12 protein-coding genes are annotated in these 16274 nt (G+C 71.6%); 4 read left to right on the top strand and 8 right to left on the bottom strand.

Going from position 1 to position 16274, the window contains the following annotated elements:
- The 3 genes from AB4030_RS12380 to AB4030_RS12370 all read right to left on the bottom strand — a co-directional run bounded on the left by AB4030_RS12380 (position 1) and on the right by AB4030_RS12370 (position 4219).
- The gene (locus AB4030_RS12380) at positions 1-789 is read right to left on the bottom strand and encodes an alpha/beta hydrolase (RefSeq protein ID WP_442279522.1); all 789 of its coding nucleotides are present in this window, start codon (positions 787-789) and stop codon (positions 1-3) included.
- A gap of 533 nt (positions 790-1322) precedes the next feature.
- Positions 1323-2705: an aspartate aminotransferase family protein gene (locus AB4030_RS12375; protein ID WP_442279521.1), complete on the bottom strand. Its 1383-nt coding sequence runs from the start codon at positions 2703-2705 to the stop codon at positions 1323-1325.
- Between the two features lie 14 nt (positions 2706-2719).
- Entirely contained in the window at positions 2720-4219 is a 1500-nt protein-coding gene (locus AB4030_RS12370; RefSeq protein ID WP_442279520.1) for a CoA-acylating methylmalonate-semialdehyde dehydrogenase, read from the bottom strand.
- 60 nt (positions 4220-4279) lie between these two features.
- Between AB4030_RS12370 and AB4030_RS12365 the strand changes: the two genes are divergently transcribed.
- Entirely contained in the window at positions 4280-5632 is a 1353-nt protein-coding gene (locus tag AB4030_RS12365) for an aminotransferase-like domain-containing protein (protein ID WP_442279519.1), read from the top strand.
- A gap of 30 nt (positions 5633-5662) precedes the next feature.
- Here the strand turns inward: AB4030_RS12365 and AB4030_RS12360 are convergent, their stop codons facing one another.
- Entirely contained in the window at positions 5663-7090 is a 1428-nt protein-coding gene (locus AB4030_RS12360) for a carboxylesterase/lipase family protein (RefSeq protein ID WP_442279518.1), read from the bottom strand.
- 79 nt (positions 7091-7169) lie between these two features.
- Complete coding sequence (locus AB4030_RS12355) at positions 7170-7547, bottom strand: DUF5997 family protein (RefSeq protein ID WP_442279517.1); 378 nt, start codon at positions 7545-7547, stop codon at positions 7170-7172.
- Between the two features lie 168 nt (positions 7548-7715).
- Here AB4030_RS12355 and AB4030_RS12350 point away from each other — a divergent pair, with 168 nt between their 5' ends.
- Both AB4030_RS12350 and AB4030_RS12345 read left to right on the top strand, forming a co-directional pair.
- Positions 7716-8480 (top strand): LysR substrate-binding domain-containing protein, encoded by a 765-nt coding sequence (locus tag AB4030_RS12350; RefSeq protein WP_442279516.1) that lies wholly within the window; start codon positions 7716-7718, stop codon positions 8478-8480.
- A gap of 74 nt (positions 8481-8554) precedes the next feature.
- Positions 8555-9070, top strand: coding sequence for an SRPBCC family protein (locus AB4030_RS12345; protein WP_442279515.1), 516 nt, complete (start codon positions 8555-8557; stop codon positions 9068-9070).
- Here AB4030_RS12345 and AB4030_RS12340 read toward each other — a convergent pair.
- Together AB4030_RS12340 and metH are read right to left on the bottom strand one after the other, a co-directional pair.
- Complete coding sequence (locus tag AB4030_RS12340; protein ID WP_442279514.1) at positions 9033-9740, bottom strand: HAD family hydrolase; 708 nt, start codon at positions 9738-9740, stop codon at positions 9033-9035. The genes AB4030_RS12345 and AB4030_RS12340 overlap by 38 nt on opposite strands.
- A gap of 4 nt (positions 9741-9744) precedes the next feature.
- Positions 9745-13527, bottom strand: a complete 3783-nt coding sequence (gene metH, locus AB4030_RS12335; protein ID WP_442279513.1) for a methionine synthase — start codon at positions 13525-13527, stop codon at positions 9745-9747.
- A gap of 261 nt (positions 13528-13788) precedes the next feature.
- On the opposite strand from metH, the gene AB4030_RS12330 reads away from it, so the two are divergent.
- Positions 13789-14643, top strand: a complete 855-nt coding sequence (locus AB4030_RS12330; RefSeq protein WP_442279590.1) for a PAC2 family protein — start codon at positions 13789-13791, stop codon at positions 14641-14643.
- A 362-nt stretch (positions 14644-15005) separates the two neighbouring features.
- On the opposite strand, the gene mshC is transcribed toward AB4030_RS12330, so the two are convergent.
- Positions 15006-16262 carry a cysteine--1-D-myo-inosityl 2-amino-2-deoxy-alpha-D-glucopyranoside ligase gene (gene mshC / locus AB4030_RS12325; RefSeq protein WP_442279512.1) on the bottom strand — a complete coding sequence of 419 codons (1257 nt, stop codon included), beginning with the start codon at positions 16260-16262 and terminating at the stop codon, positions 15006-15008.
- Positions 16263-16274 lie beyond the last annotated feature (12 nt).

The raw sequence follows: 16274 nt of genomic DNA, 5'->3' as shown, positions 1-16274 counted from the left end.
CTACGGGGCCGGTGCAGCCACGGTCGCGCCGTGGCCTGTCGCGATCTGAGCGATCGCGCGCAGGGATCCCGTGCCCGCGACGAGGTAGCCGTTGTGTCCGTGTGCGCCGTCGACCGGGAGCGCCCGGGCACCGAAGGCGGTTGCAGTCGGGTCGGCAGCGTGGCCGAACCCCTCCACCCGCGTGTGGGGGACGACACCGATCGGGTCGTCGGGGGCGAGGCCTGCCCACACGGTCGCCGTCGTGTGCAGGGCGGCACGGTTCCACACGTCCATCCCCGGAGAGCCGACGACCACGAGGGAAGAGATGCGAAGGTGGGGGGCCGCGTGGGCACACACCACCGAGCCGTAGCTGTGGCACACGACGCTCACCGTGGCCGAGCGCGAGAGGCTGTCGACGAAGGCGGCCAGCCGGGGAGCCCCGTCGACGGCACGTTCGGAGCGAGCGGCGTCCGCGTTGAGCCCAGCGGGTGGGTCGTAGTCGAGCCAGACCACCACCGCCGCCGGCGTTCCAGGGGCCTGCCGCTCCATCGCGGCGAGGAGGCTGCGCGCCTGCACCGCCGGATGTCTGCGCCCAGCCCCGCGCTCGTCACTGAGCAGAGGAGCCGTCCAGCCGACACCCGGCACGATGACGGCGACATTGCGTGCTCGGCGCACGTCCCCGAACGCCTCGACGAGACGGCCCTGGCCGTGTGCATCGGCACTCAGCACCGTGGCCGGCGGCCCCATGACGGTCACGGGCGTCCCGTCACTGAGCGACTGGCCGACGGCAGGCGCGGCCCCGACGAGCACCGCCACGAGGGTCGCGACGCCGAGGACGAGCCGGTCCCGAAGGCGCCCGCGTGAGGGTCGTCCGGTCGTGGTCCTCCGTCGGTGACGGTGAGGTGGTCGGTGCACTCAGTCTCCTGGTCGTCGGTCTGGACAGCGCAGTCCCCCAGTCTGCGTGACCAGCCTGAGAGCAAGTTCGGGGCCGGCCCGGGCCGGCGCGGCGTTGGCGCGCCCCAGGATCGGAGCTGCCCCACGCGCGTCCTCGCGAACGCAGCGGAACTGGGTGGCGCCTGCGGCGCGGCGGCTCAGGCTGGCGCTGCCGATCTCGCTCACCGACCCGGAAGGTCGGTGGCAAACGCGCCGGACAAAGTCCTGGAGGGACGTTCCCCTTCGGACAAGGTTAGAGCCGTCGTGCTGCGAAGGCCAACCGCGCGGCGCGCCGCCCCGAGCCGGGGCGCAGCCGTGGGGCCGAGTCCGCGACTCGGCCCCACGGCATACGGCAGCCCACGGCAGCGCCACGGTCACGGCGGCCCCCACGGCATGTGCGCCAGTGCGAGTCAGACCGTGAAGGTGTCCGCCACGGAGAGCGCCTCGTCGAGCACCGCGAGTCCCTCCTCGACCTCCTCGGGCGTGGTGGTGCAGGGCGGCACGACGTGGGTCCTGTTGAAGTGGGTGAAGGGCCACAGCCCGCGCTCCTTGCACGCCGCCGCGAAGGCCGTCATGGGCGCGGCCGGCTCGCCCCCGGCGTTGTAGGGCACCAGCGGCTCGCGCGTCTCACGGTCACGAACCAGCTCGACCGCCCAGAAGACCCCGAGACCGCGCACGTCGCCGACGCTCGGGTGCCTCGCCGCGATCTCCTGCAGCCGGGGACCGATGACGTCGGTGCCGAGCATCCTGGCGTTCTCGATGATGCCCTCCTCATGGAAGGCGTTGATCGAGGCCACGGCCGACGCGCAGGCGAGCGGGTGGCCGGAGTAGGTCAGGCCGCCCGGGAAGGCGCGCTGGTCGAACGTCGCGCGAATCTCGTCGGAGATGATGACCCCGCCGAGCGGCACGTAGCCGGAGTTGACCCCCTTGGCGAAGGTGATGAGGTCCGGTCGGACGCCCCAGTGGTCGACCGCGAACCACTCGCCACAGCGCCCGAAGCCCGCCATGACCTCGTCGGCGATGAGGATGATGCCGTGCTCGTCGCAGAGGTCGCGGACCCCCTGGAGGTAGCCGTCCGGCGGGACGAGGATGCCGTTCGTCCCCACCACGGTCTCGAGGATGATCGCGGCCACGGTGTGCGCGCCCTCGACCATGATCGTGTCGCGCAGGTGCTGCAGGGCACGGTCGCGCTCCTGCTCCTCGCTCTCGGAGAAGAAGGCGGAGCGGTACGTGTAGGGACCCCAGAAGTGGACGATGCCGGACTGGCCCGGCTCGGACGGCCATCGCCGTGGGTCGCCGGTCAGGGTGATCGCCGCGGCCGTCGCGCCGTGGTAGCTGCGGTAGGTCGCGAGGACCTTGTGACGACCGGTGTGCAGGCGCGCCATCCGGATGGCGTTCTCGTTGGCCTCCGCGCCGCCGTTGGTGAAGAAGACGGCCGAGAGACCCTCGGGCGCCACCTCCGTGATGAGCCGGGCGGCCTCGCTGCGGGCGTCGTTGGCGAAGGACGGCTGGATCGTCGCCAGCCGGGCCGCCTGCTCCTGGATCGCCGCGACGACCTTCGGGTGGTTGTAGCCGATGTTGACGTTGACGAGCTGGCTGCTGAAGTCGAGGTAGCGCTTGTCCTCGTAGTCCCAGAAGTACGAACCCTGGGCCCGGGCGATGGGCAACGGGTCGATGAGGCCCTGGGCGGACCAGGAGTGGAAGACGTGGGCGCGGTCGAGGGCACGCACCTCGTCGACGCCCATCTGGTCGAGCAGGTCCTTGACCACGGTGCGCTGGCCGATCTCGGTCATGGTGGCGTCCTCTCTCATCGGGTGCGCGGGAAGCCGAGGTCGACCGTCGAGGTGGCCGGGTCGGGCCACCGCTGCGTCACGACCTTGCCGCGCGTGTAGAAGTTGATGCCCTCAGGGCCGTACATGTGGGTGTCGCCGAAGAGCGAGTCCTTCCAGCCGCCGAAGGAGTAGTACGCGACGGGCACGGGGATGGGCACGTTGATGCCGACCATGCCCACCTCGACCTCGTTCTGGAACCGACGGGCGGCGCCGCCGTCACGGGTGAAGATCGCGGTGCCGTTGGCATACGGGTTGCGGTTGATGAGGGCCAGGCCCTCGTCGTAGGTCGCGACCCGGACGACCGAGAGCACCGGGCCGAAGATCTCGTCGCGGTAGACGGTCATGTCGGGCGTGACGTCGTCGAGGAGCGTCATGCCGAGGAAGAAGCCGTCCTCCGGGACGTCCTGTTCGCGGCCGTCGACGACGACGGTCGCGCCCGCCTCGGCCCCCGCTGCGACGTAGCCCGCGACCTTGTCGCGGTGCTCGCGCGTGATGAGCGGGCCCATGTCCGTGCCCTCCTCGGCACCCGGGCCGACAGTGAGCCTGGGCAGCCGGGAGGAGATGGCCGACACGAGGTCGTCGCCGACCCCGCCGACGGCCACCGCGACCGAGAGCGCCATGCACCGCTCACCGGCCGCTCCGTACGCCGCGGACACGATGGCGTCTGCGGCCATGTCGATGTCCGCGTCGGGCAGGACCAGAGCGTGGTTCTTCGCGCCACCGAGCGCCTGGACGCGCTTGCCGTTGGCCGTGCCACGCTCGTAGATGTACTTGGCGATCGGCGTCGAACCGACGAAGCTGACGGCGGCGATCTCCTGGTGGTCCAGGAGCGCGTCGACCGCCTCCTTGTCGCCGTGCACGACGGTGAAGACGCCGTCGGGCAGGCTGGCCTCCTTCCACAGCTCGGCAAGGAAGAGCGAGGCGGACGGGTCCTTCTCGCTCGGCTTGAGGACGAACGCGTTGCCGCAGGCGATGGCGTTGGCGCACATCCAGAGCGGCACCATGACGGGGAAGTTGAAGGGCGTGATGCCCGCCACGACGCCGAGCGGCTGACGGATGCTGTAGACGTCGACCCCGCTCGCGGCCTGCTCGGAGAAGCCGCCCTTGAGCAGCTGTGGCACGCCCGTGGCGAACTCGACGTTCTCCAGGCCGCGGGCGATCTCGCCGACCGCGTCGGACAGGACCTTGCCGTGCTCTGCCGTCACGATCGCGGCGAGCTCGTCGGTGCGGCTGTGGAGCAGCTCGCGGAAGGCGAAGAGCACCGCCGCCCGCTTCGAGAGCGAGCTCGTGCGCCACTCCCGCGCCGCCGCGGCCGCGGTCTTGACGGCCGCGTAGACCTCGGCGGTCGACGCCAGCGGCACCTCCCCCGTCACGCGCCCTGTCGCGGGGTCGTGCACCGGCGCGGTCCGGCCTGAGGCACCAGGGACGCGCGTGCCCGAGATCCAGTGGTCGATGGTCACAGCCTGGGTCGTCATGCGCTCCACGCTACGTGCCACTACTACCCCATACAAAGCATCGATTGCTATGTTACGAAGATGCGCGTCGTCATCTCGGCCCTCGAGGAGCGTCTCGACGCCCCGACCGCCAAGGGTCTCGCCCAGGCAGTGTCCCGGGCCATCCGCGACGCCGCCCTGCGGCCCGGCGACCAGCTGCCACCCATCCGCCGCGTGGCCGAGGAGCTGATGATGTCGCCGACCACGGTGAGCGCGGCGTGGCAGCTGCTCGCGAGGTCGGGAACGATCCGCTCTGACGGTCGGCGCGGCACGACGGTCGCCCCCACCGCGCGCGGTGGCGAGCGCTACACCCGGGCGCTGCGCCACGAGTCCCCCGTGCACCTCGACCTCTCGACCGGCATCCCCGACGGCGCCCTCCTGCCGCCCTTCGTACCGGTGCTCTCGGGCCTGGCCGAGCCGGCGACCCCGAGCAGCTACCTCGACGACCCCGTGCTCGACGAGCTGCGGGCCGTGCTGGCCGAGGACTGGCCGTATGCCGCCGAGGAGCTCCTCGTCGTCGACGGCGCCATGGACGCGCTGGACCTGGTCACCCGAACCCTGTTGCGCCCCGGCGACCTCGTCCTCGTCGAGAACCCCGGCTTCCCACCATTGCTCGACCTGCTCGAGGACCGGGGGGTCGATGTCGTCGGGGTTCCGCTCGACGAGACCGGCCTCGACCTCGTCCGTGTCGAGGAGCTCCTGCCGAGGCGCCCCGCAGCGGTCGTCCTCCAGCCTCGCGGCCAGAACCCGACCGGGGTGTCGATGTCGCCCACGCGCGCGCGCCGCCTGGCCGCCGTGTTGCGCGGGCACGACTGCATCGTCGTCGAGGACGACTCGAGCGGGCCCATCTCGACGTCCGGCGCGATCAGTCTCGGGGCGTGGATCCCGGACCAGGTGCTGCACATCCGCAGCTTCAGCAAGTCCCACGGTCCCGACCTGCGCATCGCGGCGATCAGCGGGCCGGCGGCACTGCTCGGGCCCGTCCGCCACGCCCGGGCGATCGGGCAGGGCTGGACGAGCCGACTGCTGCAACGGGTGCTCGCCGGGCTCCTGCGTGACGACGAGTGCGCCCGACGCACGGCAGCGGCCCGTGCGGAGTACGCCCGACGGCGTGAGCTCGTCGTGGAGCGCCTCGCGACGCACGGCATCGACGTGCCGGGCAGCGACGGCCTCAACATCTGGGTCCCCGTGCGTGACGAGGCGGCCGCGGTGCTGCGCCTGGCGAGCCAGGGGATCGCCGTGACGCCGGGGTCGCCGTTCTCCGTCGAGCACCCGGCTGGCCCCGCGGGCCACGTCCGTGTCACCACGGGCCTGATCCGCGAGAACCACGCGGAGGTGGCCGATCTCATCGCCGAGGCCGCAGCCGCGGGGGCGTGGACCGCGCAGCACCGCTGACGGCCCCGGCTCCGGGCCGTCCTGATGGGCCTAGGGCAGGTCCAGCACGTCGGGCGCGTGGGTCCAGATCTCCCGCGAGATCTTCTCGGGGTACTCACCGACAGCGGGCTCCTCGCCGAACAACCGGGTGGCGCCGGTCTCGAAGCCGGGCCACCCGGGGTCGCCGTCGATGGCGAACGAGGTCCAGGCGTCGCGCATCTGCCTCGACAGCTCCTCGGCCTCCGGGCCGGGCTCGCCGATCAGCAGGGCGGGCTGTCCGACGGCGAGGTTGCCGAACACGAGGGGCACGTCGAGACCGTGGCAGGCGCCGAGCATGCCACCCATGCCCGGCGCCGGCCAGGTCAGCTCGTAGAGGTGCACGCGACCGCCGGCCGCGAGCTGCGCCTCGGCGAGCTTGAGCGACGGCATCCGGAAGAGCCAGTCCGAGCGCACGACCTCGTACAGCTCCCCGGGGTCCGGGAAGGCGTCGCGGTAGCGCTCCGGGTCCGGTCCGAAGACCTCGGCGGTCAGGGTGGCCTGCGCCTGCGTGACCTCGCCCAGCATCCCGGTGAGGGCCGTGAGCAGGCGTTGCTCGTCGCGGGTGTGCCCGACCATGAGCTCCACCCGGCCGGTGAGGCCCTGCCACGGCGTCGTCGGCAGCACGTCCCCGTCGACGACCGGGGCGAAGAGCACCTGCGCGTGGGCCGCCGGCCCCCAGCGACGGGTCAGCTCTCCCAGGCGCGCCGCGACCGCATCGCCGGCCGCGGGAAGCAGTCGCGGGTCCACCGACGGCAGGTCGGCGGGCTCGACGCCCAGCTCCGCGGCGCACTCCCTGGCGATGTCGGCGGCGAGCGCCGGGGTGAAGAAGGTGCCCGGCACGCTCTGCGCGACGGCCCGCTGGAACAGACCGGCTGCTCGGGGCATGGCGAGCAGGGCTGCCACCGACCCGCCACCCGCGGACTGGCCGAAGACGGTGACCCGCGCGGGGTCACCGCCGAAGGCGCGGATGTTGTCACGGACCCACTCGAGGACGGCGACCTGGTCGAGCAGGCCGCGGTTGGCGGGCATCCCCTCGACGTGGCCGAAGCCCTCGAGACCGACGCGGTAGTTGAAGGTCACGAGGACGACCCCGGCGCGGGCGAGCGTGCTGCCGTCGTACTCGGGGAGGCCGGACATGCCGAACGCATAGGCGCCGCCCTGCACCCACACCATGACGGGGAGCCGTCCTGCGAGGTCGGCCGACCACACGTTGACGGTCAGCCAGTCGTCGCCGGCACCGCCGAGGGCGTCCATCCCGAACGAGCCGGACTGCGGTGGCGGCGGCCCGAAGGCCGTGGCGTCCCGCACCCCGTCCCAGGCGCGGACGGGCTGAGGCGCCGAGAACGGGACGGGTGGCGCGGCATACGGGATCCCGCGGAAGACGGTGAGTCCGTCCTCGCTGCTGCCACGCACGACCCCACCGGTGACCTCGACGTCCACCCGACGAGTGTCGTCGTCACGACCGCGGGCGTGCCAGCGGATTGATCGGGAGCAGTCGCGGACGCGCGGGCTCAGGCGCTCAGGCGCGCTCGGCGTCCCGGGCCTTGAGCCGCGCCTCCTCGGCGCGGACCTGGGCGTGGATGTCGCGTTCGGCCACGAGCCAGGCCGGCATCTCCTCGAGGACGGCCTTGATCTGCTCGGTCGTCAGGTGCTCGCCGACACCGCCGCGGGCCAGACCCGAGTTCGAGATGCCCAGGCGTCGGGCCGTCTCCTGGCGCGTGTGGGGACCGTTGCGGCGCAAGGTCGAGAGCCACTCAGGCGGGTCGGCCTGCAGCGCGTTGAGCTCGGTGCGGCTGACGACGCCCTCCTGGAAGTCGGCCGGGGTCTCGGACAGCAGGACGCCGAGCTTCTTCGCGGCCGTCTGGGGCTTCATGGTCTGCGGCTTCGGCGTGGGCATGGGTCAAGCCTAGGGCGTCCCGGGACCGTCACTGCGCACGCGCCGGGGCCTCCGGCAGCCGTCGAGCGCGAGCGTCCCGGCACAGCCCCCACGGCCGTCACGTGGTCGGGCAGCGACGCCCGGGTGGACTAGCCTCGGACCGACCTGTCCCGACAGCGAAGGCCCACCATGACGCAACCGTTCCGCGTCGAGTTCGTCCCCGGCGTGACGCCCGACAAGTGGCTGCGGGTGTGGGCCCAGCGCCTCCCGGAGTCCCCTCTCGAGGCGGTTCCCGTCGAGGACACCGACGCGCTCGACCACCTGCGTGAGGGTGCCTCGTCAATGGTCCTGCTCCGGCTACCGGTCGACCGCGACGGCCTGCACGTCATCCCCCTCTACGAGGAGGTCCCGGTCGTCGTCGTGTCGAAGGACCACGTCGTCTCGGCCGTCGACGAGGTCGACGTCGCCGACCTCGCGGACGAGGTCCTCATGCAGGACCCTGCCTCCGTGCCGGAGTGGACGGCCGTCGCCGGTCCGGAGGCGCTCGAGCGGGCGACGGCGATGCCGCGCATGACGACGAAGCAGGCCGTCTCGGTCGTGGCATCCGGTTCCGGCATCGTCGTCGTGCCGATGTCGGTCGCGCGACTGCACCACCGCAAGGACGTCGTGCACCGTCCCGTGACCGGGGTGGCCCCGTCGCGCGTCGGCCTCGCGTGGCGCGCCGACGACGAGGATCCCCGCATCGAGGACTTCATCGGTATCGTCCGCGGCCGCACCGAACGCAGCACCCGCGGCGGGACGGACGCGTCCCCCAAGGCTGATCCCGCCCGGAAGGCGGGTCGACGCGAGGCGTCACCGGGGCGCTCGCAACACTCCACTGCCCGCCGTGGCCAGCCGGCCGGTCGCAAGGGCGCGCCTCGCGGGGGTGCCTCCCGACGCAAGGGTCGCCGGTGAGTGACCCCCCACCCGGTGCGCTGGCGCCGCGAGCCGAACTGCCCTGGCGCTGGGGCGATTTCGCACAATCACGTATGCCGGCACGTCTGGTCGGCCACGACGGGCCGGTCGTGAGCCGGGCGGTCACCGCGCGTGCCGAGCCCCAGGTCGTCTTCCGGTGGCTGTGCCAGTTGAGGGTGGCGCCGTACAGCTACGACCTCGTCGACAACCTGGGCCGCCGCAGCCCACGCTCCCTGACGCCGGGCCTGGAGAGGCTCGAGCGCGGACAGCGCTTCGCGTCGATCTTCACGCTCGTCGACTGGGTGCCCGACGAGATGGTCGCCCTCGAGATCACGGAGCCGGCCGGCATACGCCTCTTCGGTCGGCTGCCGCTCGTCTACCAGACCGTGCCGCTCACGGACGGTCCCATCGAGAGCGACGGTCCGCGCACGACGCTCCGAGGCGACATCGCGCTCCCCCGGGCGCGATCGGCGCCGGCCCGAGCGCGTTCCACCGCGCTCGCCTGGGGCGACCTCGTGATGATGCGGCGCCAGCTGCAGACGCTGGCCCGCCTCAGCGAGGGGACCGCACGCTCGACACGATCCTCGTGAGGTCGGCCGCGCCGACTCCTGCGAGGGTGTCGATGTGCACCGCCCCGGCGATGGGCGGCACGGGGACGACGTGCGGGATCGCGATCGTCGGCACACCGGCCGCCGTCGCGGAGCGCACGCCCGCCGGGGAGTCCTCGATGGCGATGCAGTCGGCGGGGTCGACCCCGACGAGGCGCGCGGCTTCGAGGTAGGGCTCCGGGTGCGGCTTCCCGTGGCTCACCTCGTCGCCCGTGACGAGATGGTCGAAGGCCCCTTCCGGCAGGCGCCGAACGACCATGTCGGCGAGCGAGCGCCACGACATCGTGACGAGCAGCGACGGCACGCCGAGGGCGCCGAGCTCGAGCAGCAGCTCGCGGGCGCCGGGACGCCACGGCACGCGGCGCTCGACCTGGGCGATGACGCGTCCGAGGAGGGCGTCGACGATCTCCGGCACGGACAGCGAGATCCCCGACTTCTCGATGATCAGCTGGGCCGACACCTCGAGCGCGTTGCCGACGAGCTGGTGCGCGAACTCGTCGTTCCACTCGCCTCCGTGTGCCGCGACGAGCTCGTGCTCGGCCTGGATCCAGTACGGCTCGGTGTCGACGAGCGTGCCGTCCATGTCCCACAGGACCGCGGCCGGGAGGGCCGGCACCACGACGTCGGGCTCGGTGGCGGGTGAGAGTGGCACCGGCTCAGTCCTCCGGGTCGTACGCGAGGTTGGAGGACAGCCAGCGTTCGGCCTCGGCGAGCGTCCAGCCCTTGCGGTCGGCGTAGTCCTGCACCTGGTCGCGACCCAGACGGCCGACGACGAAGTACTGCGACTGCGGGTGCGAGAAGTACCAGCCGCTCACCGACGCGCCCGGGGCCATCGCCATGCTCTCCGTGAGCGTGATGCCGGTGTTGGCCTCCACGTCGAGCAGGCGCCAGAGCGTCGCCTTCTCGGTGTGCTCGGGGCAGGCCGGGTAGCCGGGAGCCGGACGGATGCCGGCGTACTGCTCCTTGATGAGCGCGACGTTGTCGAGGTGCTCGTCGGGCGCGTAGCCCCAGAACTCCTTGCGGACCCGCTCGTGCATCCGCTCGGCGAAGGCCTCGGCCAGGCGGTCGGCGAGCGACTCGAGCAGGATCGCGTTGTAGTCGTCGAGCTCCGCCCTGAACGCGGCGACCCGCTCTCCCCCACCGAGACCGGCGGTCACGGCGAAGCCGCCGATCCAGTCGTCGGTCCCCTTGGGTGCGACGTAGTCGGCAAGCGACCGGTTCGGCACGCCTGCGCGGTGCTCCCCCTGCTGGCGCAGGTGGTGCAGGACCGTCAGCCGCTCGGAGCGCGCGTCATCGAGGTAGACCTCGATGTCGTCGCCCACGGAGTTCGCCGGGAAGAAGCCGATGACGCCGTTGGCCGTGAGACAGCGCTCGTCGACGATGCGGTCGAGCATCGCCTGCGCATCGTCGTAGAGCTTGCGCGCGGCCGGACCACTGGCCGGGTTGTTGAGGATGTCGGGGAAGCTCCCCTTCATCTCCCAGGTGTTGAAGAACGGCTGCCAGTCGATGTAGCGGCGCAGCTCGCCGAGCGAGTAGTGGTGGAAGGCCTTGACGTGCTGGGAGATCCGGTGCGATCGGGTGATCGTCGAGACGTCGTGGTCCTGCTGGAGCAACAGGTGCGGGTGCGGCGGCCGGTAGCCGGACCAGTCCACCTGGGTGCGCCGCTCCCGTGCCTGCTCGAGGCCGAGCAGAGGCCGGTCGTGCTTGGCCGCGTGGCGGGTCCGCAGCGAGTCGTAGTCCTCCTTGACCTGGGCCAGCAGCTTCGGCCGAAGCTCGTCGCTGAGGAGGGCGGCGGCAGTCGGGACCGATCGTGAGGCGTCCTTGACCCAGACGACGGGCCCGTCGTAGCGCTGGTCGACCTTGACGGCCGTGTGCGCGCGAGAGGTCGTCGCCCCCCCGATGAGGAGCGGGATGGTCAGGCCCTGGCGCTGCATCTCGGCGGCGAAGCCGACCATCTCGTCGAGCGAGGGGGTGATGAGGCCCGAGAGCCCGATGATGTCGGCGTCGTGCTCCTTGGCGGCGTCGAGGATCTTCTGGGCCGGCACCATGACGCCCAGGTCGATGACCTCGTAGTTGTTGCACTGGAGGACGACGCCGACGATGTTCTTGCCGATGTCGTGGACGTCGCCCTTGACCGTCGCCATGACGATCGTGCCGTTGGTGTCCTTGGCGGTGGCGAGCTCGGGGTCCTTGGCCTTCTCCTCCTCGATGAACGGGATGAGGTAGGCGACCGCCTTCTTCATGACGCGGGCGCTCTTGACCACCTGGGGCAGGAACATCTTGCCCGCGCCGAAGAGGTCGCCGACGACGTTCATGCCGTCCATGAGCGGACCCTCGATGACCTCGATCGGGTGGCCTCCGCGGTCGGCGATCTCCGCGCGGAGCAGCTCGGTGTCCGCCTGGATGTGTGCGTCGACGCCCTTGACGAGGGAGTGCGTGATGCGCTCGCCGAGCGGCAAGGCGCGCCACTCCTCCTCGCTGACCTCAGCGGCCTGGCCGACCTTGTTGTACTCCTCCGCGATCTCGAGGAGCCGCTCGGCGGCGTCGGGTCGGCGGTTGAGCACGACGTCCTCGATCCGCTCGCGCAGCTCGGGGTCGACCTCGTCGTAGACGGCCAGGGCGCCGGCATTGACGATGCCCATGTCGAGGCCGGCCGCGATGGCGTGGTAGAGGAAGACTGCGTGGATCGCCTCACGCACGGGGTTGTTGCCACGGAAGCTGAACGACACGTTGGAGATGCCGCCCGAGACCTTGGCGCCCGGGAGGTTCTCCTTGATCCAGCGCGTCGCCTCGATGAAGTCGAGCCCGTAGGACGCGTGCTCCTCGATGCCCGTGGCGACGGCGAAGACGTTGGGGTCGAAGATGATGTCCTCGGCGGGGAAGCCGACCTCCTCGGTGAGCAGGCGGTAGGCCCGGGAGCAGATCTGCTTGCGGCGCTCGAGCGAGTCGGCCTGACCGTCCTCGTCGAAGGCCATGACGACAGCCGCAGCGCCGTACTTGCGCACGAGGCGGGCCTGGCGCAGGAACGGCTCCTCGCCCTCCTTGAGGGAGATCGAGTTGACGATGGCCTTGCCCTGCACGCACTTGAGCCCGGCCTCGATCACCTCCCACTTCGAGGAGTCGACCATGACGGGGACCCGGCTGATGTCGGGCTCGCTCGCGACCAGCTTGAGGAAGCGGTCCATCGCCGCCACCCCGTCGATCATCCCCTCGTCCATGTTGACGTCGATGACCTGCGCGCCGCTCTCGACCTGCTGCGCAGCGACCGACAGTGCGGTGTCGTAGTCGCCGTCCTTGATGAGCGTGCGGAAGCGCGCCGAGCCGGTGATGTTGGTGCGCTCGCCGACGTTGACGAAGAGGCTCTCGTCGGTGATGGTGAACGGCTCGAGACCCGACAGGCGCATGGCCGGCGCGAGGGACGCGGGCTCACGGACCGGCTTGCCGTCGACGGCCTTGGCAATGGCGGCGATGTGCTCGGGCGTCGTGCCGCAGCAGCCGCCGACGAGGTTGACGAGCCCCGCCTCGGCGAAGTCACCGACGATGCCCGCGGTCTCGTCGGGCGCCTCGTCGTACTCACCGAACGCGTTGGGCAGCCCGGCGTTGGGGTAGCAGGAGACGAACGAGTCGGCCAGGCGCGCCATCTCGGCGATGTAGGGCCGCATCTCCTTGGCGCCGAGGGCACAGTTGAGGCCCACGGCGAGCGGTGAGACGTGCCGGACGGAGTCCCAGAATGCCTCCGTGACCTGACCGGAGAGCGTGCGGCCGGACGCGTCGGTGATGGTGCCGGAGACGACGACCGGCCAGCGCCGGCCCTGCTCCTCGAAGAGGGTCTCGACGGCGAAGATCGCCGCCTTGGCGTTGAGGGTGTCGAAGATCGTCTCGATGAAGATGAGGTCGCTGCCGCCGTCGACGAGGCCGCGGGCCGACTCGAGGTAGGCGGCGACGAGCTGGTCGTAGGAGACGTTGCGCGCCCCGGGGTCGTTGACGTCGGGAGAGATCGAGGCCGTACGCGTCGTCGGCCCGAGCGCGCCCGCGACGTAGCGGGGTCGCTCGGGCGTGCGGTCCGTCATGGCGTCCGCCTCACGGCGCGCCAGAGCGGCGGCTTCGAAGTTCAGCTCGTAGGCGAGCTCCTCCATGCCGTAGTCCGACAGCGAGATCGCGTTGGCGTTGAAGGTGTTGGTCTCGATGATGTCGGCGCCGGCCTCGAGGTACTCGCGGTGGATGCCGCCGATGATCTCGGGCGCAGTGAGGGTCAGGAGGTCGTTGTTGCCCTGGACGTCGCTCGGCCAGTCGGCAAAGCGCTCGCCGCGGTAGCCGGCCTCGTCGGGGCGGTCACGCTGGATGGCCGTCCCCATGGCGCCGTCGAGAATCATGATGCGCCGGCCGAGCGTGGCGGTGAGGCTCTCGGTGGCATCGGGTCGCTGCTGCGACTTGGACAACGTGGCTCCTCTCGGCGGCACGAAGACGTGCCGTGTGACGGGACCGGCCCGATTCTACGGACCTGCCGTGGCTCCCGCGCTGCCGCCCGCACTGCGGTCACGCGACGCCACCCTCCGGCATACCCGATCGAGTCCGCGCCAGAGCCCGCGCAGGAGCCCGCAGCCCCCGGGGCGCGCCCGCCCGGGAGTCCGGGCCATCCGGTCCGGCAGGTCCTAGGCTGAAGGGGTGGACGCGACCGCGACCACGGTGAAGGAGACATGGTGCTGGAGTTCGAGGACGTGCCGGAGCTGGTCGACCCGGTGCTCATCGCGGCCTTCGAGGGCTGGAACGACGCCGGCGAGGCGGCCACGAGCGCGGTCCGCCACCTCGCCGAGGTCTGGGACGCCGAGGTCGTCGCGGCCCTCGACCCCGAGGACTACTACGACTTCCAGGTCAACCGTCCGCGCGTGTCGCTCGAGGACGGTCGGCGCGTGCTGACCTGGCCCACGACACGCGTCCTCGTCGCCACCGAGACGGGTCTGGACCGTGACGTCGTCCTTGTGCAGGGCATCGAGCCGTCGATGCGCTGGCGGGCCTTCACGGTCGAGCTGCTCGAGCTCGCAGAGCGGTTCGGCGTCACGACGATCGTCACCGTCGGCGCGCTCCTCGCGGACGTCCCACACACCCGACCGATCCCGGTCACCGCCACCGCCGAGGACGAGGCGGCGATCCACCGCTTCGACGTCGAGGCGTCGCGCTACGAAGGGCCGACGGGCATCGTGGGGGTGCTGAGCCACGCCGCCGCCGACTCCGGCATCCCCACGGTCTCGGCGTGGGCTGCCGTGCCGCACTACGCCGGTGGGGCGCCGTCGCCGAAGGCGACCCTGAGCCTGCTGCGCCGCATCGAGTCGCTGCTCGGGGTGACCGTGCCGCACGGCGAGCTCGAGGAGAACGCCCGGGCCTGGGAGCGGGGCGTCGACGAGCTGGCCCAGTCCGACGAGGAGGTCGCCGAGTACGTCCAGTCCCTCGAGGAGGCGCAGGACACCGCCGAGCTCCCCGAGGCGAGCGGTGACGCGATCGCGCGCGAGTTCGAGCGCTACCTCCGCGGGCGCGACGACGACCAGACCGGCCGCTGAGCCGAGTTCTTTCGGGGTCGGCGGCGGGGCAGCGTGAGTTCATCAGCCGACCATCTGGTCGCTTGTTGCGTCATGTGGGCGAGGTGGACCGCAACAAGCCCCCAAGTGGTCAGTTGACGTGGAAGGCCCGTCCACGGGCGCGACGACGACCAGACCGGCCGCTGACGATCGAAAGAGCATTCCGTCCGCCCAGCGGTCCCGCCGAACGCGGACGGATCGCTCTCTCGATCGGGTGAAGAGCCCCCGGCGCCCTGCGCACGGCCTGGCGCGCCGGCCTGCCACCCTCCCCCATCACGATCGAAAGAGCATTCCGTCCGGACGGAATGCTCTTTCGATTGGGGAGGGGGGTGGCCGGTGTGGGGTCAGAGGCGGACGCCGAGCAGGGCGTCGAGGGCCCGACCGAGTATGCCGGGGGCACCCGGGTCGTCGCCCCCGCGGCTGAGTGCCTGGCTGGCCCACCGGTCGACCGCCTCGAGGGCCCGCGGGCTGTCGAGGTCGTCGGCGAGAGCGGCGCGGATGTCGTCGACGGTCTGGTCGGCGACGGGACCGCCGTTGCACGACAAGGCCTCTCGCCAGGTCGCGAGCCGCTGCTGCGCCTCGACGAGCTGGTCGTGGGTCCACATCCAGTCGTGCGCGTGGTGCCGGGCGAGCAGGGCCAGCCGGATCGCCATCGGGTCGATGCCGTCACGACGCAGCTGCGAGACGAGGACGAGGTTGCCCTTGCTCTTGCTCATCTTCTCGCCGTCGAGGCCGACCATGCCCTGGTGGACGAAGGCGCCCGCGAAGGACTGGGATCCGCTGAGCGCGCGGCCGTGCGCCGAGCTCATCTCGTGGTGCGGGAAGACGAGGTCGGTGCCGCCGCCCTGGACGTCGACAGGGAGGCCCAGGTGGTCGAGCGCGATGCACGCGCACTCGATGTGCCAGCCCGGCCGGCCCGAGCCGAGCGACCCGCCGTCCCACTCGGGCTCGCCCTCACGGTGGGCTCGCCACAGCAGGGCGTCGAGCCGGTTGCGCTTGCCCGCACGGTCGGGGTCTCCCCCGCGCTCGGCGAAGACCTCCATCATGCCCGCCTCGTCGAGGTGGCTGACCGAGCCGAACCGCGGGTCCCTCGCGACGTCGAAGTAGAAGTCCTGCGCACCCGGGCGCGACGCGTCTGGCGCGGGCACGGCATACGCCCAACCGTCGACGACGAGCTTCTCGATGGGGCCCACGAAGGTGGGGATGCTCTCGACGGCCCCGAGGTACTCGTCGGGAGGGATCACGGCGAGCGCGGTCATGTCCTCGCGGAAGAGCGCGACCTCGCGCGTCGCGAGGTCGCGCCAGTCGATGCCGTCGCGCTCGGCCCGTTCGAGGAGCGGGTCGTCGATGTCGGTGATGTTCTGGACGTAGCGCACGCTGTGCCCGCTGGCGCGCAGCGCCCGCCCGAGCAGGTCGAACGTCACGTAGGTCGCCGCGTGGCCCATATGGGTGGCGTCGTAGGGGGTGATGCCGCAGACGTAGAGCGTGACGACATCGCCACGCGCAGCGGGAACCAGCTCGCCGGATGCCGTGTCGCGGACTCGCACCTCGGGGGCACTGCCGGGAACCTCGGGAACGAACGGCATCGGCCAACTTCTCACGCGCAGACTCTA

Origin of the sequence: Terrabacter sp. 2YAF2, from assembly GCF_052114705.1 — a bacterium.
GTDB lineage: Bacteria > Actinomycetota > Actinomycetes > Actinomycetales > Dermatophilaceae > Terrabacter.
This window is presented reverse-complemented; position numbering and strand designations above follow the sequence as displayed.